Genomic DNA, 23,678 nt, shown 5'->3' on the forward strand with positions numbered 1-23,678 from the left:
CCAGCAATGGCCGACGAGAACACCCCCACGCCGCCGCCCGAAGAGAACGTGGACGGCAGCGCCATCGCGATGCGCATCGAGCCCGTCGGGCTCGAGACGGAGATGCAGCGCTCCTACCTGGACTACGCGATGTCCGTCATCGTGTCCCGCGCGCTGCCCGACGTACGCGACGGCCTCAAGCCCGTCCACCGCCGCGTCCTGTACGCCATGTACGACGGCGGCTACCGGCCCGAGAAGGGCTTCTACAAGTGCGCCCGCGTCGTCGGTGACGTCATGGGTAACTACCACCCGCACGGCGACTCCTCGATCTACGACGCCCTGGTCCGCCTGGCGCAGCCGTGGTCGATGCGCATGCCGCTGGTGGACTCCAACGGAAACTTCGGCTCTCCGGGCAACGACCCCGCGGCCGCCATGCGCTACACCGAGTGCAAGATGGCGCCGCTGTCCATGGAGATGGTCCGTGACATCGACGAGGAGACCGTCGACTTCACGGACAACTACGACGGCCGCTCCCAGGAGCCCACCGTCCTGCCGGCCCGCTTCCCGAACCTGCTGGTCAACGGTTCGGCGGGTATCGCGGTCGGCATGGCCACCAACATCCCGCCGCACAACCTGCGCGAGGTCGCCGCCGGCGCCCAGTGGTGCCTGGAGAACCCGGAGGCCTCGCACGAGGAGCTCCTGGACGCCCTCATCGAGCGCATCAAGGGCCCCGACTTCCCGAGTGGCGCCCTTGTCGTGGGCCGCAAGGGCATCGAGGAGGCGTACCGCACCGGCCGTGGCTCCATCACGATGCGCGCGGTCGTCGCGGTCGAGGAGATCCAGAACCGCCAGTGCCTGGTCGTCACGGAGCTGCCCTACCAGGTCAACCCGGACAACCTCGCCCAGAAGATCGCCGACCTCGTGAAGGACGGCAAGGTCGGCGGCATCGCGGACGTCCGCGACGAGACGTCGTCCCGTACGGGCCAGCGCCTGGTCATCGTCCTGAAGCGGGACGCGGTCGCCAAGGTTGTACTGAACAACCTGTACAAGCACACCGACCTGCAGACGAACTTCGGCGCCAACATGCTGGCGCTGGTCGACGGCGTGCCGCGCACGCTGTCGCTCGACGCGTTCATCCGGCACTGGGTGGCGCACCAGATCGAGGTCATCGTCCGCCGGACGAAGTTCCGCCTGCGCAAGGCGGAGGAGCGTGCGCACATCCTGCGTGGCCTCCTGAAGGCCCTGGACGCCATCGACGAGGTCATCGCGCTCATCCGGCGCAGTGAGACCGTCGACGTCGCGCGCGGGGGCCTCATGGAGCTCCTGGAGATCGACGAGATCCAGGCGAACGCCATCCTCGAGATGCAGCTGCGCCGACTGGCCGCCCTGGAGCGCCAGAAGATCGTCCAGGAGCACGACGAGCTCCAGCAGAAGATCAACGAGTACAACGCGATCCTGGCCTCGCCCGAGCGGCAGCGGCAGATCGTCAGCTCGGAGCTGCAGCAGATCGTCGACAAGTTCGGCGACGACCGCCGCACCAAGCTGGTGCCCTTCGAAGGCGACATGTCCGTCGAGGACCTCATCGCCGAAGAGGACATCGTCGTCACCATTTCGCGTGGCGGATACGTCAAGCGCACCAAGACCGACGACTACCGCTCCCAGAAGCGCGGCGGCAAGGGCGTGCGCGGCACGAAGCTCAAGGAAGACGACATCGTCGACCACTTCTTCGTGTCGACGACGCACCACTGGTTGCTCTTCTTCACCAACAAGGGACGCGTCTACCGCGCGAAGGCGTACGAACTCCCGGACGCCGGGCGGGACGCGCGCGGCCAGCACGTCGCGAACCTGCTCGCCTTCCAGCCGGACGAGTCGATTGCCGAGATTCTCGCGATCCGCGACTACGAAGCGGTGCCCTACCTGGTCCTCGCCACGAAGGCGGGCCTCGTCAAGAAGACGCCTCTGAAGGACTACGACTCGCCGCGCTCCGGCGGTGTCATCGCCATCAACCTCCGCGAGGCGGCGGACGGTTCGGACGACGAGCTGATCGGTGCCGAGCTGGTCTCCTCCGAGGACGATCTGCTGCTCATCAGTAAGAAGGCGCAGTCCATCCGGTTCACCGCCACGGACGACGCGCTGCGTCCGATGGGGCGTGCCACGTCGGGCGTCAAGGGCATGAGCTTCCGCGAGGGAGACGAACTGCTCTCGATGAATGTCGTGCGTGCCGGTACTTTCGTCTTCACCGCCACCGACGGTGGGTACGCGAAGCGGACCAACGTCGACGAGTACCGCGTCCAGGGTCGCGGCGGCCTCGGTATCAAGGCCGCCAGGATCGTGGAGGACCGCGGAGAGCTCGTCGGCGCCCTGGTGGTCGAGGAGACCGACGAGATCCTCGCCATCACGCTGTCCGGCGGTGTGATTCGTACGCGAGTCAACGAGGTCAGGGAGACGGGCCGTGACACCATGGGCGTCCAACTGATCAACCTGGGCAAGCGCGATGCCGTCGTCGGCATCGCTCGTAACGCCGAGGCCGGCCGTGAGGCGGAGGAAGTCGACGGTGACGTCGCGCAGGACGCGGACGGTGCCGAGATCGACGAAACCACCGCGGGCGAGACGGCCGTCGAAACGGACGAGGGCGGACAGTCCTCGGCCGAGTAGCGCGAGGAGTGAGTCATCGTGAGCGGAGCCACGGGCGCAGGCTCTACCGGGACATCCACCGGTACGGATACTGAGAGCGGCCGTGGCTCCGCTCACGACGTCGATGACGTCAAAGGCTCAACCGACTCGAACGAGTCTCATGGATCCCAGGGGGGAACTGTGACGGACACCCGAGGTCCGCAGACCCAGCAGTACGCGGCCGGTGGCAGTGGTGCCAGCGGCGGCAGCGGTGCCCTGCCGGGCGAGAGGCCGCAGCAGCCGGCCCAGCCGTATCACCCGCCGCAGGCGTACCAGAACGCCCCGGACGCGGTCCGCAGGCCGCGCACGGGGGCGCGCACCACCCCGCGTACGCGCAAGGCCCGTCTGCGGGTCGCCAAGGCGGACCCGTGGTCGGTGATGAAGGTCAGCTTCCTGCTCTCCATCGCGCTCGGCATCTGCACGATCATCGCGGCCGCCGTGCTGTGGATGGTCATGGACGCCATGGGGGTCTTCTCCACGGTCGGCGGCACGATCTCCGAGGCCACGGGCTCGAACGAGTCCAACGGCTTCGACCTGCAGTCGTTCCTGTCGCTGCCGCGCGTCCTGATGTTCACGACGGTCATCGCCGTCATCGACGTCGTCCTGGCCACCGCCCTGGCGACGCTCGGCGCGTTCATCTACAACCTCTCCGCGGGCTTCGTCGGCGGCGTCGAGCTCACGCTCGCCGAGGACGAGTGACCGTTCCTCCGGCTTGCTGAGGCCTGAAAGACCCGCTGGTGGGCGGGCCAGGACTATCGATTTTGGGACTGGCCCCCCAGTGCGCTAATCTTCAGGAGTCAGCGCGCGGGACACACACCGCAGAGCGCGGCGGGGCTATAGCTCAGTTGGTTAGAGCGCATCCCTGATAAGGATGAGGCCACAGGTTCAAATCCTGTTAGCCCCACATCATGAGGACCCTCAAGCGGAAACGCTTGGGGGTCTTCTGCTGTGTGTGGTCCGGGGCGGGCGGACGTGCCGCGGATGTGCTGCGGACATGCCGATGGGCCCGCGCAGCCGTAGGGGATGGCTGGGGCCTCGTTCGACGGTCCTGCTCTTCTGTTGTGTGTTGCCGTTGGGCTTCGCCGTTGGGCGTTGCAGCTGTTCGTAGCTGCTGTGTGGCTCGACTGCGTGGCTCGACTGCGTGGCTCGACTGTTCGTCCTTGCAGGGTGTTTCTGCAGGGCGGCTCTACAGGGCGTATCTGCGGCGTGGCTGTGCAGCGTGGCTCTGTTGTGCGGTCTTGCCTTGTCCGGGCGTTGTGCGCCCGGCTGTTCCGTCTTTGTCGCGGTCGTGCGGTCCTGCGGTCCTGCTGTTCTGGCTGTCCTGCTGTTACGGCTTCTTCGTCTGCTGCGTGGTGCGGTCTACAGCTGCGAGGCCAGGGTCTCGGCCGCCAGGTGGCTGTCGGCGTTGCGCTGCTCGGTGTCGGCCGGCGGACGGTGGCGGACGCTCGGGGAGGAACCGTGGGCCTCGGCGCGGATGCGCTGCTTCATCGTCGGTGGCAGGGACCGCTTGAGCGACCAGTACGGGCGGGCCGCCGCAGGAGCGGGGGCGCTGACCGCCGCCGCGGGCTGGGTCTTCTCCGTCTGCTGAGCCGGAGTGGCCGCGGTGGCCGGGGAGGTGAGTCCGAGCGCCGAGAAGAGCGCGATGAATGCGGAGATGATGACGGTCCACAGCGTCATGACCTTGTGCTTGGTCATGGCCCCTCGCTTTCAGGTTGGGCGATTTGCGTACTTTCCTCATGATGTGGATGGGGGCCCGCGAGTACGGGACCGACGCTCGCGGGTCGTCGATATTCAGATGAACACCACTCGGATGGGCGCAAACGGCCGTTTCTGCTCCGTTTCTACTGCGGTCCTGAGGGGTCGAGTTGAGGGGGATCCAGGTCACCGATCGGTATCGATCGGTGTGTATAGTCGGGCGCCAGAAGTCCCCTTACGTCAAAGGAAAGACGAGGTCGCGCGGTGAAGAAGCTTCTCCTGGTCGCACTGGCCGCCATCGGCGGGCTCCTCGTGTACCGCCAGATCCAGGCGGATCGCGCCGAGCAGGATCTGTGGACGGAGGCGACTGACTCCGTGCCCACGGGTTCGTGAGTATCGACAACAGTCTCTTCATAGGGCCCCGGTCGCAGCAGCGGCCGGGGCTTTGTGCTGTCCGGGGCGCCTTTACGTATGCGATGACGTGGCGGGAAACCGTCGGGCGCCGGACACCGCCCGGAGCGGAACGGCAGGATGACCGTCCATGGGGAGACTCCTGAGGCGGCTGAGGAAGGGGCGGCGCGGCCGGGGCCCGGCGAGGGGCGCTGCCGGGGCGGCGCTGTGTGCGGCCCTGGTGCTGGCGCTGCCGGGGGCGGCGACGGCGGCGGGGGACGGCAACCCGTATGACTTCGCCAAGGGCGCCAGGACCGTGGACGGCGCGCGCAGTGGCGCGACGGCGGCGCAACTCAAGACGGGTGTGACGTACCGGAGTTCACTTGCGGCGGGGGACGGCGTCACCTCCTACTACCGCGTCGAACTGGACGGGGCCGCCACCGCGTACGCCTCGGTCGTGGCCGTTCCGCCGCTCGGCTCGGGCGTGAAGGCGGCGGCCGCGGACGGCATCGTGGTGTCGCTGCGGGACGGTCAGGGAAATCAGTGCGATGCGGAGCGTGCGACGTTCCGCTCCGGCTCCTATCCGCGGCCGATCGCGGTGGCGGTGGAGCGTCCCGTACGTCCGGGAGGGCCCCGGTGCCAGTCGGCGGGGACGTACTACGTGGCTGTGGAGCGGACGGCGGCGGCCGGGTCGAGCGATCGGGACTGGGGACTCGAACTTCGGGTGGCCACCGAGCCGGGGCTGGTGTCCGCCGCCCCCGGCGCGAGTGCGCGGACTTGGCCTTCGGAGTCGGCGGCGCTGCCGTCGGGGGCGGGCGCGCGGCGCAGCGGGGGCACCGGGTTCAACGATGCGCGGGCGCTGACGTCCGGCGCGTGGAAGGACAAGATCGGGCCGGGGCAGAGTCACTTCTACCGGGTGCCGGTGGACTGGGGGCAACAGCTGTCCATCGGCGCCGAGTTGGACGGTTCGGCGACTGGCGGCACCCGGCGGGAAGCGGTGCCGGGGGCGCTCGACATGGAGCTGTACAACCCCGCGCGGGCGCCGGTGGCGGCGAAGGGCGCCTCGTACGCGGGTGACACGACGTCGGCCGCGTTCGACCCGCTGCCGCCCGTGGCGTACGGGAACCGGCTGCTGTCGCGCGACGACGAGGCGGCGATGGGGCTCGCCGGCTGGTACTGGCTGAAGGTCACGCTCAACCCGGCCATGGCGGGGCAGGCCGGGGGCCTCGGGATGACGTTGCGGGTGGCCGTCGACGGGGCGGCGAAGCAGGCGCCCGACTATGTGCGGGATCCGGGGGAGTTCCAGGTGACGACTGCGGATCTGGCGGCCGCCGAGCGGGGGGAAGGCGGGGTGGAGTGGGACTTCGGGGCCGGCTCGGGGGCCGGGGCCAGGTCCGGATCCGGCTCGGGTTCTGGCTCTGATTCGGGCTCTGGTGCCGACTCGGGTTCTGGGTCGGGTTCGGATGCTGGTTCTGCGAGTGGGCGTGGTGGGGCTTCCGGTGGCGCGGTGGCTTCGTCCGCTACGTCGCCGGGGGGCGGCCTGATGACGGTGGTGGGGGTGGCCGGGGTCGGGACCGGGAGTGCGCTGGTGCTGTGGCTGGCGGTGTGGCGGGTGGTTGCTGTGCGGAAGGTGCGGCGGGCGCAGGGCTGAGCGGGGGCGGGCTCAGGGCGCGGGTGTACCAGGTGTACCCGCCAGGGGCGGTTCAGGGGCGGGTCAGTGCCCAGATGCCCACCGCGAAACAGGCCAGGGCCAGGAGCAATACGGGGATCGTCACCCTCGCGGGTGGTCCTGGCCGAGGCCGGGGAACTTCTCCGTCACCTGATGCGTACAGAGAGTGATGGGCCTGGGGAGGGTCGAGCGGGGAGGGGGCGGACGGGTGCGGGGCGAGCAGCGGTGGTTCGGCGGCCGGTTCCGGAGCGGGATCGGGCGTGGGCTCCGGTACGGGTTCGGGGGCGCGCGTCGGCTCCGGGGGAAGCGGCGGCGGGGTGGGCTCGACCCGCGGTGGGGTGTGCGTGGACGGTGGCGTGAGACCGGTCTGCGGAGAGGTGTGCGTGGACGGTGGCGTGAGACCGGTCTGCGGAGAGGCGTGCGTGGATGGTGGCGTGGTGCGGCTGACCGGGGGCGGGGTGAGGCCGGTGGGCGGCGCGGAGGGCATCTCGGGCACGGGCGGCACCCGGGGTGCCGGGGGCACGGCTGGAGCCGGTGGCGCCAGGGGCGTGGGGGACGCCAAGGCCTCGGGGGGAGCCGAAGGACGTGGTGGGAGCGGGGTGTTGGTGGGTGGTGGCGGCACATGCGGCACATGCGGCACCGATGTGCCCGTACCGGACCCTTGGCCCGCCGAGCCCGCTTCCTGCCCGGCCGTGCCCGCCCCGTGAGTGGAGGAGTAGGCACCTCGCCCGGCCGTCAGCTGCTCGTGCACCGACGTCGCCGCCCGGTACGGCGAAGGGCCGAGCCCGTGTACCGCCGCGTCGGGGCCGCTCGCCGGGGTACCTGGCTCGCTCACCGGTGCCCCCGCCTCGTATGGCGAAGGGCCGGATTCGTGCTCTGCCTCACCGTGCCCCGGTGTTCCATGCTCCGCGCCATTGGCCCCGGCCGCCGGGGGACCTGTCTCGCCCGCGGGCGTGCCCGCGCCGTTCACCGGGCGGGCCCGGCGGCCCCGTACTGCCGGGCCGCCGGGGCCGAAGCCCGGGGGGAGGGGGCCGAGTTGGTCGAAGACCTCGATCAGCTCGTCGTCGGGGCCCGGCTCCGGGAGGAGTTCGGCGGCGGCGAGAAGGGCCTTGCGGGCGCCGGTCGCGGTGCGGAAGCGGGTATCGGGATCCGGCTGCAGCAGACCGGCGAGCACGCCCCACAGCGGGCCGGGCACGCCCTGCGGCGCCTGCGGGGTTCCGTGCTCCTCGAAGTGTTCGATCAGCGCCTTGGAGTCGGGCCTGGCGCCCTCGAGGAGATAGAGCGCGACGAGCCCCGCGGCGAACAGATCCGCGGTGAAATCGGGCTCCGCGCCCATCTCCTGTTCGGGCGCGAAGTACCCCGGCGTGCCCACCACATAGTCCGCCTCCGTCAGGCGCGGCTCGCCCTTGCGCATCGCGATGCCGAAGTCGGACACGCGCAGATGCGGCAGCCCGGTACCGGTGGCCTCGAGCAGGAGGTTGGCGGGCTTGATGTCGCGGTGCACCACGCCTTCGGCGTGCACGGCGGTGAGCCCGGAGAGCAGCTGATCGAGGAGGAGGCAGGCGAACTGGGGAGGCAGCGGCCCGTAGTCCGCGACGAGATGGACGAGCGAGCCGCCGGCGACCAGGTCCATGGTGAACAGGACCTTGTCGTCGTCCGCCGCCCAGCTGGCCGGGGCCAGGACGTGCGGGTGGTCGATGCGCAGCGCCTGCTCCCGCACGAAGCGCAGCAGGGTGTGGGCGTCGGACTGCTGCAGTACCTTCGCCGCCACATAGCGGCGGCGCCGGTGGTCCCAGGCGCGCCAGACCGCGCCCACTCCCCCGCGGCCGATCGGATCGGCCAGTTCGTACCGGCCGGCGAAGACCTCACCCATGGTCGAGCTTCGCTCCCCTCCCGGAGCCGGACAAGGCGCCGCGCCAGGCCGGGGTCAGCTCTGGTGCGACTGGTAGTGGGCGACGGCGTCGGAGGTGCGTCCCGCGCCGTACACCCGGAGGAACTCTGCCAGTTCGGGGTGGCTGGGGGCGAGCGAGTCCGCCGCCTCGATGATGTCGCTCGCGGCCGAGACGGAGCGCAGCAGCGACTGGATCTCACGCACCACGCGCTTCACCGTCGGCGCGCCCGAACTGTTCGTGGACTGCCCGGTGTTGCTGAGCACCGACCCGCCCTGAGACTTCTTGATCTCGTCCATCCGCTCGGTGGCCTCGGCGGCGCTGACGCTGCCGTCGGCGACCTGTCCCGCGAGCGCCTGCAGCAGCTGTACGCGCTGCACCACGGCAGGGTTGCCGATCTTCGCGCGCTGACCGCTCATCAGCTGGGACAGCATGGGGGCGGAAAGCCCGAGCACTCCCGCGAGGCGGGCCTGATTGAGCCCCAGGTCCTCGATCAGCCGACGGAAGAGCGCCCCCAGCGGCTCCCCGTACCAGTTCCGCTGGAGCTCCCTGGCTCTTGCGGTGGCTTCCTGTTGTGCGGCGTCCATTGCGTCTCCCCATCGCTTCCCCAAGTACGGTCCTTCGCTGCCGCGAAGCACGTGGGGCATCTTACGGAGCGTGGTCGCCCGCCGGGAGCCCCAATCTTTTTGCAGGTTTCAGGGGGTGACCCGGTACTCTGGTCTGCGGTGCCGAACCGGAGCATGAACCTTCCGGTTGGACGCATCGTTTTCGGGGCCTTAGCTCAGTTGGTAGAGCGCTGTCTTTGCATGGCAGATGTCAGGGGTTCGACTCCCCTAGGCTCCACAGCAAAAAGCCCCTCCGACCAGGTTCTCCCTGGTCGGAGGGGCTTTCGCCGTATCTGGCGCTGTATCTGGCGTCAGCGCTCGTCCTCCACGGACGTGTCCGCCTCGGCCTGCTTCGCCTCAACTTCCGGGTCGAGGATGTCCCGACCGCTGCCGTCGACGGAGGTCAGCGGAGCGCTGTCGGGGACCTCGGTGGCGGCCGGCGGTTCCACCAGCCAGTCCGGGTTGGCCTGCTTGTCCCACCACTTCCACGCGGCGAACGCGCCGCCCGCCAGGATGCCGAGCACGACGAGACGCTTGGCGATACGGCCGGAGCGGGCGCGGCGCTCGTGCTTGCGCACCAGCTTGCGGATCTCCTTCGGCGAGACCTCGCCGCGCAGTCCCGAGTAGGCCGCGCTGCTGCGGGCGACGGCCTCCTTGCGAGCCGGCTCGGACGCGGCCACCGCCTGCTCGATGCGCGGCTTCGAGTACGCCGCTGCCTGCCGGGCGGCCTCGCGGGTGCGGGCCGCCGCGTCGTGCGCGGCCTGGTCGAGCTTCGGCGGGACATGTGTCCGCGCCTGCTCGAGGCGCGGAGCGAGGTGCGTGTCGTACTGGGCACGCGCCTGGTGCGCGGCCTGCGAAACCTTGGGCCCGAGCGCGACGCGCGCCTCTTGCGCGTACGTCGTGGCCCGGTCCCTGGCCGACTCGGCGTAGGGCGCCACCACTTCCGCGGCATGCAGCACGCTGTCCTTCGCCGAGCCGGTCGCGGCACGCACGCTGTCGATGCGGGTCACGGGATCCTCCTCCTCGGTGGCGTACAGGTTTTTCACCTTTCCACCCTTTCGCGGATCATGCCTGCCGGGAGCGTCAATGCGGTGGTAAGGCTTGGTACGGCTTGATAAAGGGACTTGGCGACGACAATGCCACGGATCGCGGCGGGGCGCGCCTCTTCGACTGCGAGTAGACCGGTTTTCGGCTGCTGAAACCCCACGCACAACCCTGACAAGTCCGTCCGGGGCCGCCGGGGGTGCGCCGTGCGAGGATCGGGGGGCACAAATGTCAACGGAAGGCAGATCGTGGCCGAGCAGCTGTACGCCACTCTCAGGACCAACCAGGGCGACATCGAGGTCCGGCTGCTGCCGAACCACACTCCCAAGACGGTCAAGAACTTCGTGGAGCTCGCCAAGGGCGAGCGTGAATGGACCAACCCGGAGACCGGGGAGAAGTCCACGGCACCCCTCTACGACGGCACGATCTTCCACCGCGTCATCGGCGGCTTCATGATCCAGGGCGGCGACCCGCTGGGCAACGGCACGGGCGGCCCGGGCTACCAGTTCGAGGACGAGTTCCACCCCGACCTGGCCTTCACCAAGCCGTACCTGCTGGCGATGGCCAACGCCGGGCCCGGTACGAACGGTTCGCAGTTCTTCATCACCGTCTCGCCCACCGCCTGGCTGACCCGCAAGCACACGATCTTCGGTGAGGTCGTCGACGAGGCCAGCCAGAAGATCGTCGACGCGATCGCCGGTACGCAGACCAACCCGCGCACCGACCGGCCGGTCAACGATGTGGTCATCGAGACCGTCTCCGTAGAGACCCGGTAGTCCCGCAGGGAACCAATACGCCCCGCCGTCCGTCGCCTGTTCGTAGGCACGGGGGCGGGGCGGTGCGTTGCGCAGCCGCGCGGCGCCGACGTCACCACATCCGACCACTCGATCCGAGACCCGAGACCTGAGACCCGAGGGGACGACCGCCATGGACCAGGCGCCCGGCAGCCCGCAGGAACCGAAGGACGCCGAGGGCCTGCCCGGCTGCTACCGGCACCCGGACCGCCCGACCGCCATCAGCTGCACCCGCTGCGAGCGGCCCATCTGCCCCGAGTGCATGGTCAGCGCGTCCGTCGGTTTCCAGTGCCCGGAGTGCGTGCGCAGCGGCTCGGGGACCGGGCACGCGCCGAGCGCGAACCAGCCGAGGACCATGGCGGGCGGCACGATCACCTCCGACCCGCGCCTGGTCACGAAGGTGCTGCTCGGGATTTGTGTGGCCGCGTTCGTGGTGCAGATGACGGTCGGCGACCGGTTCACCGAGCGGTTCGAGATGCTCGGCCTCGCCTGGGTGCCCGACCTCGGCGGCCTCGAAGGCGTGGCGGAGGGGCAGTGGTACCGGCTGCTCACCGCGATGTTCCTGCACGGCTCCTTCGTCCACATCGCCTTCAACATGCTCAGCCTGTGGTGGATCGGCGGCCCGCTGGAAGCGGCCCTCGGCCGCGCCCGCTACATCGCGCTGTATCTGGTCTCGGGCCTGGCGGGCAGCGCCCTCACCTATCTGCTCGCCGCGCAGAACCAGCCCTCGCTCGGCGCCTCCGGCGCCATCTTCGGTCTGTTCGGTGCGACGGCGATCCTGATGCGGCGCCTCAACTACGATCTGCGGCCGGTCATCGCGCTGCTCGTGATCAACCTGATCTTCACGTTCAACCCCGCCTTCAACATCGCCTGGCAGGCGCACATCGGCGGGCTCGTCGGCGGTCTGATCGTCGGCTACGCCATGGTCCACGCCCCGCGGGAGCGTCGGACGCTCGTGCAGTACGGGACCTGCGCGCTGGTTCTGATCGCCGTGCTGGTCACCGTCGTCGTCAGGACCGCGCAGCTCACCTGAGCCCGGTTATCCACGGATGATGACCGGGGTTGTCCACAGCGTGTGGCGGATCTTGTGCATCGTGTGGGGAACAGCTGTGCCCCTTGTCATCAACCCGGGTTTGACCAGGAGGGACAAGGGGCGAACAGGTGGTCGAGCGGAGTCGACCCGGTCACACCGGCGTCAACACCCAGTGGGTTATCCACAGATCATGCGACCTTTTCCACGGCTGTGGAAACTCGCCGAAAGTCTGTGGATAACTCAGTGGATAGCTCAGGGCAGAGCTACTTCCGTGGCTACTTCCACAGGCGCGGCAGAGCTACTTCCACTGCGTGGAGACGCCGAAGCCGCCGGCGATGAAGCCGAAGCCCACGACGATGTTCCAGTTGCCGAGCGCCTTGATCGGCAGCGTGCCGTCGGCCACGTAGAAGACGACGATCCAGACGAGCCCGATGAGGAACAGCGCCAGCATTACTGGTGCCACCCACCCGCGGTTGGTCAGCTTGATATTGGCTGCCTGCTTCGACGCCGACGGCGGCGTGTAGTCGGCCTTCTTGCGGATACGTGACTTCGGCACGAGGGTCTCTCCTGTCGATGCGCTGCGTGGCCGCGCAGAGTACGTGGGCTGGCTCCGGAGCAGCGTACAAGGGGAAGTTGTGGGGATTCCCCGTGCTCCTCCGGGCGTCCGTTAGCGTAGTGCTTCCGTGGCGTCGAAGGAGATAAGGGTACGTTGAGCAATTCCGTCGACCCTGCCAAGAGTTCCGCCCGTGGGCGCCTGCGGCCCGTGCGGTTGCTCACCATTGGCGTTTTCGCGCTCGCCGGCCTCATCTTTTTCACCAGTTTCAATACGGCCAAGGGCACCAATATCCGGACGGACGGGTCCCTGCTGAAGCTCTCGGACCTCATCCAGGAGCGCAGCCGCAAGAACAAGGACCTGGAAGCGGTCAACGGCGGGGTCCGCGGCGACGTCGAGCGCCTCGCCGAGCGTGACAACGGCTCGACCAAGGCCGACGACGAGAAGGCGGACGCCCTGGAGAAGGCGTCCGGGACGAAGAAGCTGAAGGGCGAGGCGATCTCCGTCACACTCGACGACGCCCCGCCGAACGCCGCCCCCAAGCTCCCCGGCTACCCCGACCCCCAGCCCAACGACCTGGTCATCCACCAGCAGGACCTGCAGGCCGTGGTGAACGCCCTGTGGCACGGCGGCGCCAAGGGCATCAAGGTCATGGACCAGCGCCTCATCTCCACGTCCGCCGTCCGCTGCGTCGGCAACACCCTGATCCTCCAGGGCCGGGTCTACTCGCCCCCGTACAAGATCACCGCGGTCGGGAACCCGGAGAAGCTGAAGCAGGCGGTCGCGGCCTCGCCCGAGATTCAGAACTACATGCTGTACGTCAACGCGTACGGGCTCGGCTGGAAAGTCGAGGACGACGGGGCAGTGACTCTTCCCGGCTACTCGGGCACAGTGGATCTCCATTACGCGAAGCCCGTGAGCTAGCCATGGAGTAGCCGCCGTACTGGGGGGCCTGTGTCGGTACGTGTCGCCATCAGGACATTCAGCGAACTCTGCATCACCGTCGGCGCCTTGATCGTGCTGTTCGTGGCGTACGTGCTGTTCTGGACCGGTGTGAAGGCGGACAGCGCCATGGGTAGCCAGATCGACGACCTCCAGGACCAGTGGGCGAAGCGGCCGGTGGCCAGTGCGGCGCCCGATGGCGGTACCAGTGCGGCGCCGCCGAAGCAGGGCCCGTACAAGGACGGCAAGCCTTTCGGTGTGATGTACATCCCGCGGCTTGGTTTCACGTGGAACAAGCCCGTCCTCCAGAACACGAAGGTCGACACCCTCAAGAAGGGGCTCGGGCACTACGCCGGCACGGCCCGGCTCGGGGAGAAGGGGAACTTCGCGGTCGCAGGACACCGGCGCACGTACGGCGACCCGTTCAAGGACTTCCCCAAGCTCAGGCCAGGTGACCCGGTGGTGCTCACCGACGGGACCACCTGGTTCACGTACGTCATCGACACCAAGCCGTACAAGACGCTGCCCAGCGATGTCGGAGTGATCGATCCGGTGCCGAGCAAGTCCGGTTACCAGGAGCCGGGGCGCTATCTGACGCTGACGACGTGTGAGCCCGAGTGGGGCCACAGTCACCGTCTGATCGTCTGGGCGCATCTCGATGCCACTCAGCCTGTGGAGGCAGGCAAACCGAAAGCGCTACGCCGTTAGTCTGGTGCCGTAATCGCAGAACGGTGGAAGGGGAGCCCGGCATGTACGGCTGGATCTGGCGGCATCTGCCGGGGAACACCTGGGTGAGGGCGGGGATCTCGGTCCTGCTGATCCTGGCGGTCGTGTATGTCCTCTTCCAGTACATCTTCCCCTGGGCCGAGCCGCTGCTGCCCTTCAACGATGTGACGGTGAACGGCCAGTGAGCACCCGAAAGACCCGCATTCTCGTCGTCGACAACTACGACAGCTTCGTCTTCAACCTCGTCCAGTACCTGTACCAGCTGGGTGCCGAGTGCGAGGTGGTGCGCAACGACGAGGTGACGACCTCGCATGCGCAGGACGGGTTCGACGGCGTGCTGCTCAGCCCGGGTCCCGGCGCCCCCGAACAGGCCGGTGTCTGCATCGAGATGGTGCGGCACTGCGCGGCGACCGGTGTGCCCGTCTTCGGTGTCTGCCTCGGCATGCAGTCGATGCAGGTGGCGTACGGCGGCGTCGTGGACCGCGCGCCCGAGCTGCTGCACGGCAAGACCTCGCTCGTCGGCCACGAGGGCAAGGGCGTCTTCGCGGGCCTCCCCGACCCGTTCACGGCCACCCGCTACCACTCGCTGGCCGCGGAGCCCGGCACCGTACCGGAGGATCTTGAGGTCACGGCGCGCACCGAGGACGGCATCATCATGGGCCTGCGCCACCGTGAACTGCCCGTCGAGGGCGTGCAGTTCCACCCCGAATCGGTGCTCACCGAGCACGGGCACCTGATGCTCGCGAACTGGCTCGTCGAGTGCGGGGACAAGGACGCGGTGGCCAGATCGGCCGGGCTCGCGCCGGTCGTGGGCAGGGCCTCGGCGTGACCGCGTTGCGCCCCGAGCAGGACGGCGATGCCGGCGGGTTCGAGGACGCCGTGCGTCGCCTCGACGACCCGCTGAACGACCCGTTGCCGGGGCAGCACCCGTCGCCGTGGTTCCGGCCGTCGGGAGCGCAGGAGCAGGAGCAGGAACCGCAGCCGGAGCCCCAGCAGGGGCGGCGGGCCGAGGAGCCGAAGCCCCGCCTCGAACCGGAGCCCGAGTGGTACGACCCGCAGGGGTACGCCCAGGACTGGTACGGAGGCGGGCGGCGGCAGGCCCAGGAACCGGCTGCCGCCGCGCCCGTGGCCGTGCAACACACCCCGGAACAGGCCCCCGAGCCCGCCTACACCCCCGTACAGGAAGAACCCGAGCCCGAGCCCGCTGGGCCGTCGGTGCTGGACGACGAGACCGTTGCCCTGCGCACCGCGGACACCCGGCGAATAGTCGAGACCCCGGCGCCCACCGGTGGCCGTGCCGCGCGCAGGAAGGCCGCCAAGCGGGGCGGCGGACGGCATTCGGCGGCGGCGACCGCCACCGGGCAGGAGCCGGAGGCGGGGGCGGACGGCAAACCGCTGTCCCGGGTCGAGGCGCGCGCCGCCGCGCGTGCGGCCAAGCCGGGTGCCGGCGTGATCGCGAGCCGGGCGGTCGGTGAAGTCTTCATCAGCATCGGGGTGTTGATGCTGCTGTTCGTCACCTACCAGCTGTGGTGGTCGAACATAAGGGCCCACGACATCGCCGGCAGCGCCCGGCACAGCCTCGAGGACGACTGGGCCAACGGCAAGCGCAAGCCCGGCGCGTTCGAGCCCGGGCAGGGCTTCGCGATCCTCTACATCCCGAAGCTGGACGTCGTCGTGCCGATCGCCGAGGGCATCAGCAAGCCGCAGGTCCTCGACAAGGGCATGGTCGGGCACTACGACAAGGACAGCATTCCGACCGCGATGCCGGACGCGAAGAAGGGGAACTTCGCGGTCGCGGGACACCGCAACACCCATGGTGAGCCGTTCCGCTTCATCAACCGTCTCGAACCGGGCGACCCGATCGTGGTCGAGACGCAGGACAAGTACTACGTGTACAAAATGGCGAGCATCCTGCCGCAGACACCGCCGTCGAACACGGCCGTGCTCAACCCGATCCCGGCGGGCTCCGGATTCACCAAGCCGGGGCGCTACATCACTCTGACGACGTGCACTCCGGAATTCACCAGTACGTATCGAATGATCGTCTGGGGCAAGATGGTCGAGGAGCGTCCGCGGAGCAAGGGCAAGCCGGACGCGCTCGTCGAATAACCGGGGACCACCGGGCACCAGGCATCGGGCAGTACGGCGCACAGAGACGGGGCATGACGCAGTGGCAGCGACGACCGACCATGGGGAAGAAGCCGCACCGAAGGGCGCCTCGCCTTCGCCCTCACCCCGGCGCGGCCGGATCGCGACCGCCGTCAGCGTCTTCGGTGAACTGCTCATCACCGCGGGCGTGATCCTCGGTCTCTTCGTCGCCTATTCACTGTGGTGGACCAACGTCGTCGCCGATCGTGCGGCGGGCAAGCAGGGCGACAAGGTCCGCGACCAGTGGAAGGGCAACAGCGGCCCCGGCGCCCTGGACACCAAGAACGGCATCGGCTTCCTGCACGTGCCCGCGATGAGCAAGGGCGACGTGCTGGTCGAGAAGGGCACCGACGCCAAGATCCTCAACGACGGTGTCGCCGGCTACTACACGGACCCCGTGAAGTCGGCGCTGCCGACGAACGGGAAGAACGGCAACTTCTCGCTGGCCGCGCACCGGGACGGGCACGGCGCCAAGTTCCACAACATCGACAAGATCGAGAAGGGCGACCCGATCGTCTTCGAGACGAAGGACGACTGGTACGTCTACAAGGTCTACAACATCCTCCCGGAGACCTCGAAGTACAACGTGGACGTCCTCGACCGGGTGCCCGAGGAGTCGGGGAAGAAGAAGGCCGGGAAGTACATCACGCTGACGACGTGCACGCCGGTCTACACGTCCACGTACCGGTACGTGGTGTGGGGCGAGCTGGAGCGGGTCGACAAGGTGGACAGCGACCGGACGCCGCCGAAGGAACTGCGCTGACCGCCCGCGTCGGCCAACTCCACTGACCAGCTGCCCTGACCAACGCACCGCGCCCGCTGTACGGACTCCGTACAGCGGGCGCGGTGCGTTGCGGTGGGGCGTCAGCCTCCGAGGTTGCCCCCGAAGATGCCGCCGTTGTCGTTGCCGCCGTTGCCGTTACCGCCGCCGCCGACCGTGGTCAGGGTGACCGTGGTGTTGGCGGGGTCGGACGCGGTGTTGGCCGCCGGGTCCTGGGTGATGACCCGGGCTTCGTCGCTCTGGTCGGCGCCGTCGGCGAACTGGACGTTCTTGAAGCCGGCGTCGTCCAGGATCTTCTTGGCGTCCTTCACCTTCTGGCCGACCACGTTCGGGACCGGCGTCTGCGCGCCCTCCTTGGCGACCTTCAGCGTGACCGTGGAGCCGGGCTCGGCCTGGCTGTCCGCGGGGAGGCTCTGGGCGAACACCTTGCCGGGCTCGGCCGCGGTGCTCTCCTCCTCGGTGCAGCTCGCCTCCAGCTTGCTGTCCTTGAGCTGCTGGGTGGCCTCGTCGCAGGAGAGGTTGCCGCCGGCCACGTTCGGGACGGTGACGAGCGCCTTCTTCTTCGCGACGGTCAGGGTGATCTCGGTGCCCTTCTCGACCTTGCCGCTCGAGGGGTCCTGCTTGGTCACCGTGCCGGGCGTCCGCTCGGACTCCTCGGTCGTCCTGGTGACGTTGTCGAAGCCCTTGGCCTTGAGCTCGGAGACGGCCTCGTCGTACTGCAGGCCCGTGACGTCCGGGATGGAGACCTTGGGAGCGCCCGTGGAGACCGACACCGTGACCGTGTCGTTCTTCTCGACCTGGGTGCCGGACTCCGGGGTCTGCGAGCAGATCTGGCCCTTGGGGTAGTCCTCGCAGGGGCCCGACTTGCTGGAGTCCAGCTTGAGGTCGCGGTTCTCGGCCATCTTCTCGGCCTCGTCGACCGTCTTGCCGACGAAGTTCGGGGCCTTGAACGACTCGTTGCCGACGCTTCCGCTGCCGAAGATCTCCCGGCCGATCAGGATGGCGCCGACGAGCACCAGGATGCCCGCGAGGACCAGGAAGATCGTCGACGTGCGGTTCTTGCCCTGCCTGCGCCGGTCGGCCCGCTCGTCGTAGCCGAAGCCGCCGTCGTCCGGGTTGGTCGGCGGCAGCATCGACGTCTGGCCCGCACCGTTCTGCGGGCGCAGCATCGCGGTCTGCTGGTCGTCGGGGTGGCCGCCGCCGTAGCCGACCGCGCCCATGGCGGCGGTGGCGGCGACGGGCTGGCCGTCGAGGCAGGCCTCGATGTCGGCGCGCATCTCGTCGGCCGACTGGTAGCGGTAGTCGGGGTCCTTGGTCAGCGCCTTGAGGACGATGGCGTCCATCTCGGGCGTGATCTCGGAGTCGAAGACCGACGGGGCCTGGGCCTCCTCGCGGACGTGCTGGTACGCGACGGCGACCGGGGAGTCGCCGACGAACGGCGGCCGCACGGTCAGCAGCTCGTACAGCAGGCAGCCCGTCGAGTACAGGTCGGAGCGCGCGTCGACCTGCTCGCCCTTGGCCTGCTCGGGCGACAGGTACTGCGCGGTGCCGATGACCGCGGCGGTCTGCGTCATCGTCATGCCGGCGTCGCCCATCGCGCGGGCGATGCCGAAGTCCATGACCTTCACCTGACCATTGCGGGTCAGCATGACGTTGGCCGGCTTGATGTCGCGGTGCACGATGCCCGCGCGGTGCGAGTACTCGAGAGCCTGGAGGATGCCGACGGTCATCTCCATGGCGCGCTCGGGCAGCAGCTTGCGGCCGGAGTGCAGCAGCTCTCTGAGCGTGGATCCGTCGACGTACTCCATCACGATGTACGGGATGGAGATCTGGTCGACGTAGTCCTCGCCCGTGTCGTACACCGCCACGATCGCGGGATGGTTGAGCGAGGCGGCCGACTGGGCCTCCCGGCGGAACCGGGCCTGGAACGACGGGTCGCGCGCGAGGTCCACCCGCAGCGTCTTCACCGCCACGGTGCGGCCGAGCCGGGTGTCATGGGCGAGGTAGACCTCCGCCATGCCACCACGGCCGAGCACCTGGCCCAGCTCGTACCGGCCGCCGAGGCGACGCGGCTCTTCCATTACCTACCAGCCCTCTCCGTCGGTCCCGACCGTCCCGTGCGGGGTCGGGCGGTGTGCTGTCCGGGCATACCGTACCCGGCTTGCTCAGCGTGACCTGGCCACCACCATGACCCGTGACAGGACCGGTATCGCCACGTGCGTCTATGTGAACAACGAGTGACCGGGCTCACAAGGCGCGGTGAAGCCGAGTTCCGCCGCGTCACTTCTTGCTGTCCACGACCGCCTTCATCACGTCCCGCGCGATGGGGGCGGCCAGGCCGCCACCGGAGATGTCCTGCCGGCCGGCGGCGCTGTCCTCGACGACGACGGCCACCGCGACCGGCGAACCCGAGTCCGTCTTCGCGTAGCTGACGAACCAGGCGTACGGCTTCTCGCTGTTGTCGACACCGTGCTGGGCGGTACCGGTCTTGCCGCCGACGGTGACGCCGGGGATCTTGGCGTTGGTGCCGGTGCCCTCGTTGACGACCGTCTCCATCATCGACTGGAGCTTCTGCGCGTTCTCCTCGGTGAGCGGCCGGCTCAGCTCCTTCGGGTCCGTCTTCTCGATGGTGTCGAGGTTCGGGGCCTTCAGCTCGTCCACCATGTACGGGTCCATGAGCTTGCCGTCGTTGGCGACCGCGGAGGCGACCATGGCCATCTGGAGCGGAGTCGCGGCGGTGTTGAACTGGCCGATCGAGGAGAGCGCGGTCTCCGACTTGTTCATGTCCTTGTCGAAGTTCGACGCGTTCGAGCGGACCGGGGTGTACTGCTCCTTGTTGAAGCCGAACTTGTCGGCTTCCTCACGCATCGCGTCGACACCGAGGTCCGAGCCGATCTTGCCGAAGACGGTGTTGCAGGAGACCTTCAGGGCGACCCTCAACGTGGCGTTCTTACAAGGGATGTTGCCCTCGTTCGGCAGCGGCGTCGTGGTGCCCGGCATGGTCCACGGCAGCGGGGTGTCGGTCTTCTGGTCCGGGTCGTACTTCCCGCTCTCCAGCGCGGCCGCGGCCGTCACCAGCTTGAACGTCGAACCCGGCGGGTACGTCTCGCGCAGCGCGCGGTTCAGGAGCGGCTTGTCCTTGTCCTTGTCGAGCCGCGAGAACGTCTTGCTGTCGTCGGTGGAGTTCCCGGCGAAGGACGAGGGGTCGTACGACGGGGTGGACGCGAGCGCGAGGATCTTGCCGGTGGACGGCTCGATGGCGGCGACGGCACCCTTGCCGCGGTTCTTCAGGCCGTCGTAGGCGGCCTTCTGCGCGTCGGCGTTGAGGGTGGTGACGACGTTGCCACCCTCCTTCTGCTTGCCCGTGATCATGTCGAGGGTGTTGCGGAAGAAGAGGCGGTCGTCGTTGCCGCTGAGGATGCCGTCCTCGAGGTTCTCGATCTGGCTGGCGCCGACGACCTGCGAGGCGTAACCGGTGACGGGCGACCACATGGGCCCGTCCTTCCAGGTGCGCTTGTACTTCAGGTCGGTGCCGGTGGTCGCCTTGGAGCCGGTGACCGACTTGCCGTCGACGATGATGTCGCCGCGCGGCGTCGAGTACCGCTCGATGGCGACGCGACGGTTCTCCTTGTCGGAGGCGAGCGAGTCGGCCTTCACGTACTGGAGCCAGTTGTCCCGGATCAGGAGGCCCAGGACCAGGAGGCCGCAGAAGATCGCGATGCGGCGCAGGGGCTTGTTCACGGTCGGACCACCTGGGTCATCTCGGCGTCGGGACTTGGCGTGGGGCTCGGGGCGGGCCGCCGCGCGGTGTCGCTGATGCGGATCAGGATGCCGATGAGCGCCCAGTTGGCGATGACGGAGGAACCGCCGTACGCGAGGAAGGGCATCGTCATACCGGTCAGCGGGATGAGGCCCATGACGCCGCCCGCGACGACGAAGACCTGCAGCGCGAAGGCGCCGGACAGGCCGACGGCGAGCAGCTTGCCGAAGGGGTCGCGGGCCGCGAGGGCGGTGCGCACGCCGCGCTCCACGATCAGTGCGTAGATCAGCAGCAGCGCCATCAGGCCCGCGAGGCCCAGCTCCTCGCCGAAGGTGGCGAGGATGAAGTCGGAGTTCGCGGCGAAGCGGATCAGCTCGGAGTGGCCCTGGCCCCAGCCGGTGCCGAGGGTGCCGCCGGAGCCGAAGGCCCACAGCGCCTGCATCGCCTGCTCGGAGTGGCCCGCCACGCCCTGCCGGCTGAGCATGTACTCCTTCATCGGGTCGAGCCAGGCGTCGACGCGCTGCTGGATGTGCGGCTCGAACGTGGCCACGCCGACGGCGCCGACCGCGGACATCATCAGACCGAAGACGATCCAGCTGGTCCGCTCGGTGGCGACGTACAGCATGATGACGAACATTCCGAAGAACAGCAGCGATGTACCGAGGTCGGTCTCGAAGACCAGGATGAGGATCGAGATTCCCCAGACCACGAGGATCGGTCCGAGGTCGCGGCCGCGCGGCAGGTACAGGCCCATGAAGCGGCGCGAGGCGAGCGCCAGGGCGTCCCGCTTCACCATCAGATAGCCGGCGAAGAAGATCGCGAGAACGATCTTCGCGAACTCACCGGGCTGGATGGAGAAACCGCCGATGTTGATCCAGATCCGCGCGCCGAAGATGTTCTGGCCGAGGCCGGGAACCAGCGGGAGCAGCAGCAGGACGACGGCGCCGAGCATGGAGATATAGGTGTAGCGCTGCAGGGCGCGGTGGTCCTTGAGGAAGATCAGGACCACGATGAACAGCGCGATGCCCATGGCCGTGTACATCAGCTGCTTGGGCGCGGCGCTGCCCGCCTGGTCGATCGACTGGAGCAGCTTCGACTGGTCGAGCCGCCAGATGACCACCAGGCCCAGACCGTTGAGCAGCGTGGCCAGCGGCAGCATCAGGGGGTCCGCATACGCCGCGAACTTGCGTACGACGATGTGGGCGACGCCCGCGAGCAGGCCGAGGCCGAGACCGTAGCCGAGCAGGCCCGTGGGGACCTCGCCGTCGAGGGCGAGGCCGACATTGGCGTACGCGAACACCGGGATGATCACGGCGAACACCAGGAGCGCGAGCTCGGTGTTGCGCCGGCTGGGTGCTCCGATCGCTCCAATGGTCGACGTATGGGTCGTGGAGTTACTACTCATGGCGTGCTGGGGCCCCCAACGGCTTCTACTGCTGCGCGCACGCCTTGGCCAGCTGCTGCTCTTCGTCGGAGAGAGTGGGGCCAGGGGTGGGCTTGGGAGAGGTCTTGGACTTACCGGTCGAGGATCCCGACGGGTTCGGCGTGGGTGTGGCGGTTTCCGCGACGCGGTACGACGCCTTGGACGCCGTGCCCCCCGTGGAGGTTCCGCCGGCTTCGCCCTCGCCGGTCTTCGCGTTCTTCTCGTTCTCGGCCTTGTCCCGTGCGGCCTGCTTCTCGCATGCGGTGGCCTGCGCGGACAGTTCCTGGATCTTGTCCTGGGCGGCCGCCAGGTCGCCTTCGGCGATGGTCGCGTCGACCTGCTTGCGCTGGTACGGCGGCAGGTACTTGAGCTCGATCTCCGGGTGGTCCTTCTCGACATCGGACAGGCTCACCCAGGCGAGGTCCTGACTGATGCCGCGGTACAGCGCCACATGCGCCTCGTTGGTGCCGACGTAGTACTGCGTCTGCGTCCAGCGATAGCCGCCGTAGAGCCCGCCGCCGATGACGGCCAGCGCGAGCACCGTGTAGAGGGATCTCTTGAGCCACCTCCGACGGGGCCGCGGCTTCACGAAGTCCTCGTCGGAGTAGGAGAAGCCCTCCACGGCGCCGCTGTCGGGCGGGCCGAACTCGCCGCCCCCGCCCGCGGATCCACCGTGGGCCTGGCGGCCGAGTCCGGCGGCGCGGCCCGCGGGGGTCTCCATGGCGCTGCCTTCGTGCAGCGCCTGCTGGTTCTCGGCGACCGCGCCGACGATGACGGGTGCGTCCGAGAGATGACCGGCGAGGGTGTCCCCGCTGTCGATGTCCAGGACGTCCGCGACGATCACGGTGATGTTGTCGGGCCCGCCGCCGCGCAGCGCCAGCTGGATCAGGTCCTGGACCGTCTCCTGCGGGCCCTGGTAGCTGGCGAGCGTCTCCTCCATCGTCTGGTGGGAGACGACGCCGGACAGGCCGTCGGAGCAGATCAGGTACCGGTCGCCGGCCCGGACCTCACGGATGGAGAGGTCGGGCTCGACGTGGTCGCCGCTGCCCAGCGCGCGCATCAGCAGCGAGCGCTGCGGGTGCGTGGTGGCTTCCTCTTCCGTGATGCGGCCCTCGTCGACGAGGCGCTGCACCCACGTGTGGTCCTGGGTGATCTGCGTCAGCACGCCGTCGCGCAGCAGGTAGGCGCGCGAGTCGCCCACGTGTACGAGGCCGAGCCGCTGGCCCGTCCACAGCAGTGCGGTCAGAGTGGTCCCCATGCCCTCGAGCTGGGGGTCCTCCTCGACCATCATCCGGAGCTGGTCGTTGGCCCGCTGCACGGCGGTGCCGAGCGAGGTCAGGATGTCCGAACCGGGCACGTCGTCGTCGAGCGCGACGATGGTGGAGATCACCTCGGACGAGGCGACCTCACCGGCGGCCTGGCCGCCCATGCCGTCGGCGATCGCGAGCAGCCGGGGGCCGGCGTAACCGGAGTCCTCGTTGCCCTCGCGGATCATGCCTTTGTGTGATCCGGCGGCGAAGCGCAGTGACAGACTCATGCGCACCTGCCCAGCTGGCTCAGACTCCGGGTACAGC

General features: G+C 68.9%; 21 protein-coding genes and 2 tRNA genes. 14 read left to right on the forward strand and 9 right to left on the reverse strand.

What is annotated here, in order from left to right; all coding sequences use genetic code 11:
* Nucleotides 1–6: 6 nt before the first annotated feature.
* From gyrA to ACOKM3_RS21865, 3 genes are all read left to right on the forward strand, one after another.
* Nucleotides 7–2,634, forward strand: a complete 2,628-nt coding sequence (gene gyrA / locus ACOKM3_RS21855) for a DNA gyrase subunit A (RefSeq protein ID WP_426902740.1) — start codon at nt 7–9, stop codon at nt 2,632–2,634.
* 18 nt (nt 2,635–2,652) lie between these two features.
* A complete protein-coding gene (locus ACOKM3_RS21860; protein ID WP_426902741.1) occupies nt 2,653–3,351 on the forward strand; it encodes a DUF3566 domain-containing protein in 699 nt (232 codons plus the stop codon).
* A gap of 131 nt (nt 3,352–3,482) precedes the next feature.
* Nucleotides 3,483–3,556 (forward strand) — tRNA-Ile (locus ACOKM3_RS21865).
* Between the two features lie 455 nt (nt 3,557–4,011).
* Here ACOKM3_RS21865 and ACOKM3_RS21870 read toward each other — a convergent pair.
* The gene (locus ACOKM3_RS21870) at nt 4,012–4,347 is read right to left on the reverse strand and encodes a DUF6344 domain-containing protein (protein WP_426902742.1); all 336 of its coding nucleotides are present in this window, start codon (nt 4,345–4,347) and stop codon (nt 4,012–4,014) included.
* Nucleotides 4,348–4,611: 264 nt separating this feature from the next.
* Between ACOKM3_RS21870 and ACOKM3_RS21875 the strand changes: the two genes are divergently transcribed.
* Together ACOKM3_RS21875 and ACOKM3_RS21880 are read left to right on the forward strand one after the other, a co-directional pair.
* Complete coding sequence (locus ACOKM3_RS21875) at nt 4,612–4,740, forward strand: DLW-39 family protein (RefSeq protein WP_003999697.1); 129 nt, start codon at nt 4,612–4,614, stop codon at nt 4,738–4,740.
* Between the two features lie 148 nt (nt 4,741–4,888).
* Nucleotides 4,889–6,388 (forward strand): hypothetical protein, encoded by a 1,500-nt coding sequence (locus ACOKM3_RS21880; protein ID WP_426902743.1) that lies wholly within the window; start codon nt 4,889–4,891, stop codon nt 6,386–6,388.
* A 52-nt stretch (nt 6,389–6,440) separates the two neighbouring features.
* Here the strand turns inward: ACOKM3_RS21880 and ACOKM3_RS21885 are convergent, their stop codons facing one another.
* On the reverse strand, nt 6,441–8,279 hold the full coding sequence (locus ACOKM3_RS21885; RefSeq protein WP_426902744.1) for a protein kinase domain-containing protein: 1,839 nt from the start codon (nt 8,277–8,279) through the stop codon (nt 6,441–6,443).
* 54 nt (nt 8,280–8,333) lie between these two features.
* Nucleotides 8,334–8,882, reverse strand: a complete 549-nt coding sequence (locus ACOKM3_RS21890; protein WP_426902745.1) for a DNA-binding protein — start codon at nt 8,880–8,882, stop codon at nt 8,334–8,336.
* 183 nt (nt 8,883–9,065) lie between these two features.
* On the opposite strand from ACOKM3_RS21890, the gene ACOKM3_RS21895 reads away from it, so the two are divergent.
* Nucleotides 9,066–9,138 (forward strand) — tRNA-Ala (locus tag ACOKM3_RS21895).
* 73 nt (nt 9,139–9,211) lie between these two features.
* Here the strand turns inward: ACOKM3_RS21895 and ACOKM3_RS21900 are convergent.
* Nucleotides 9,212–9,910, reverse strand: a complete 699-nt coding sequence (locus tag ACOKM3_RS21900) for a DUF5324 family protein (protein ID WP_426906864.1) — start codon at nt 9,908–9,910, stop codon at nt 9,212–9,214.
* Nucleotides 9,911–10,192: 282 nt separating this feature from the next.
* Here ACOKM3_RS21900 and ACOKM3_RS21905 point away from each other — a divergent pair, with 282 nt between their 5' ends.
* Together ACOKM3_RS21905 and ACOKM3_RS21910 are read left to right on the forward strand one after the other, a co-directional pair.
* Complete coding sequence (locus ACOKM3_RS21905; RefSeq protein WP_426902746.1) at nt 10,193–10,720, forward strand: peptidylprolyl isomerase; 528 nt, start codon at nt 10,193–10,195, stop codon at nt 10,718–10,720.
* 151 nt (nt 10,721–10,871) lie between these two features.
* A complete protein-coding gene (locus ACOKM3_RS21910; protein WP_426902747.1) occupies nt 10,872–11,771 on the forward strand; it encodes a rhomboid family intramembrane serine protease in 900 nt (299 codons plus the stop codon).
* 298 nt (nt 11,772–12,069) lie between these two features.
* Here the strand turns inward: ACOKM3_RS21910 and crgA are convergent, their stop codons facing one another.
* The gene (gene crgA, locus ACOKM3_RS21915; RefSeq protein ID WP_326022336.1) at nt 12,070–12,327 is read right to left on the reverse strand and encodes a cell division protein CrgA; all 258 of its coding nucleotides are present in this window, start codon (nt 12,325–12,327) and stop codon (nt 12,070–12,072) included.
* Between the two features lie 153 nt (nt 12,328–12,480).
* On the opposite strand from crgA, the gene ACOKM3_RS21920 reads away from it, so the two are divergent.
* From ACOKM3_RS21920 to ACOKM3_RS21945, 6 genes are all read left to right on the forward strand, one after another.
* Nucleotides 12,481–13,248: a DUF881 domain-containing protein gene (locus tag ACOKM3_RS21920; protein WP_426902748.1), complete on the forward strand. Its 768-nt coding sequence runs from the start codon at nt 12,481–12,483 to the stop codon at nt 13,246–13,248.
* A gap of 30 nt (nt 13,249–13,278) precedes the next feature.
* Nucleotides 13,279–13,974, forward strand: coding sequence for a class E sortase (locus ACOKM3_RS21925; protein ID WP_426902749.1), 696 nt, complete (start codon nt 13,279–13,281; stop codon nt 13,972–13,974).
* Between the two features lie 41 nt (nt 13,975–14,015).
* Nucleotides 14,016–14,177 (forward strand): hypothetical protein, encoded by a 162-nt coding sequence (locus ACOKM3_RS21930; RefSeq protein WP_327662535.1) that lies wholly within the window; start codon nt 14,016–14,018, stop codon nt 14,175–14,177.
* Complete coding sequence (locus ACOKM3_RS21935; protein ID WP_426902750.1) at nt 14,174–14,821, forward strand: aminodeoxychorismate/anthranilate synthase component II; 648 nt, start codon at nt 14,174–14,176, stop codon at nt 14,819–14,821. Before ACOKM3_RS21930 ends, ACOKM3_RS21935 begins: the two co-directional genes overlap by 4 nt.
* Complete coding sequence (locus ACOKM3_RS21940; protein WP_426902751.1) at nt 14,818–16,101, forward strand: class E sortase; 1,284 nt, start codon at nt 14,818–14,820, stop codon at nt 16,099–16,101. The genes ACOKM3_RS21935 and ACOKM3_RS21940 overlap by 4 nt, the downstream gene beginning before the upstream one ends.
* A 61-nt stretch (nt 16,102–16,162) precedes the next feature.
* A complete protein-coding gene (locus ACOKM3_RS21945; protein ID WP_426902752.1) occupies nt 16,163–16,903 on the forward strand; it encodes a class E sortase in 741 nt (246 codons plus the stop codon).
* Nucleotides 16,904–17,004: 101 nt separating this feature from the next.
* On the opposite strand, the gene pknB is transcribed toward ACOKM3_RS21945, so the two are convergent.
* The 4 genes from pknB to ACOKM3_RS21965 all read right to left on the reverse strand — a co-directional run bounded on the left by pknB (nt 17,005) and on the right by ACOKM3_RS21965 (nt 23,641).
* On the reverse strand, nt 17,005–19,002 hold the full coding sequence (pknB, locus tag ACOKM3_RS21950; protein WP_426902753.1) for a Stk1 family PASTA domain-containing Ser/Thr kinase: 1,998 nt from the start codon (nt 19,000–19,002) through the stop codon (nt 17,005–17,007).
* A gap of 199 nt (nt 19,003–19,201) precedes the next feature.
* A complete protein-coding gene (locus ACOKM3_RS21955) occupies nt 19,202–20,662 on the reverse strand; it encodes a peptidoglycan D,D-transpeptidase FtsI family protein (RefSeq protein ID WP_426902754.1) in 1,461 nt (486 codons plus the stop codon).
* Nucleotides 20,659–22,086 carry an FtsW/RodA/SpoVE family cell cycle protein gene (locus ACOKM3_RS21960; RefSeq protein ID WP_426902755.1) on the reverse strand — a complete coding sequence of 476 codons (1,428 nt, stop codon included), beginning with the start codon at nt 22,084–22,086 and terminating at the stop codon, nt 20,659–20,661. Before ACOKM3_RS21960 ends, ACOKM3_RS21955 begins: the two co-directional genes overlap by 4 nt.
* Before the next feature lie 25 nt (nt 22,087–22,111).
* Nucleotides 22,112–23,641 (reverse strand): Stp1/IreP family PP2C-type Ser/Thr phosphatase, encoded by a 1,530-nt coding sequence (locus ACOKM3_RS21965; protein WP_426902756.1) that lies wholly within the window; start codon nt 23,639–23,641, stop codon nt 22,112–22,114.
* Nucleotides 23,642–23,678 lie beyond the last annotated feature (37 nt).

It is taken from the genome of Streptomyces nidicola, assembly GCF_050106155.1.
Classification (GTDB): Bacteria; Actinomycetota; Actinomycetes; order Streptomycetales; family Streptomycetaceae; genus Streptomyces.

What these genes read in the sequence shown, in the direction of transcription:
- ACOKM3_RS21890 (WP_426902745.1), bottom strand. Translation starts at nt 8,882, where the DNA reads ATGGACGCCGCACAACAGGAAGCCACCGCAAGAGCCAGGGAGCTCCAG.
- ACOKM3_RS21930 (WP_327662535.1), top strand. Translation starts at nt 14,016, where the DNA reads ATGTACGGCTGGATCTGGCGGCATCTGCCGGGGAACACCTGGGTGAGG.
- ACOKM3_RS21870 (WP_426902742.1), bottom strand. Translation starts at nt 4,347, where the DNA reads ATGACCAAGCACAAGGTCATGACGCTGTGGACCGTCATCATCTCCGCA.
- ACOKM3_RS21880 (WP_426902743.1), top strand. Translation starts at nt 4,889, where the DNA reads ATGGGGAGACTCCTGAGGCGGCTGAGGAAGGGGCGGCGCGGCCGGGGC.
- ACOKM3_RS21885 (WP_426902744.1), bottom strand. Translation starts at nt 8,279, where the DNA reads ATGGGTGAGGTCTTCGCCGGCCGGTACGAACTGGCCGATCCGATCGGC.
- gyrA (WP_426902740.1), top strand. Translation starts at nt 7, where the DNA reads ATGGCCGACGAGAACACCCCCACGCCGCCGCCCGAAGAGAACGTGGAC.
- ACOKM3_RS21960 (WP_426902755.1), bottom strand. Translation starts at nt 22,086, where the DNA reads ATGAGTAGTAACTCCACGACCCATACGTCGACCATTGGAGCGATCGGA.
- ACOKM3_RS21910 (WP_426902747.1), top strand. Translation starts at nt 10,872, where the DNA reads ATGGACCAGGCGCCCGGCAGCCCGCAGGAACCGAAGGACGCCGAGGGC.
- ACOKM3_RS21965 (WP_426902756.1), bottom strand. Translation starts at nt 23,641, where the DNA reads ATGAGTCTGTCACTGCGCTTCGCCGCCGGATCACACAAAGGCATGATC.
- pknB (WP_426902753.1), bottom strand. Translation starts at nt 19,002, where the DNA reads ATGGAAGAGCCGCGTCGCCTCGGCGGCCGGTACGAGCTGGGCCAGGTG.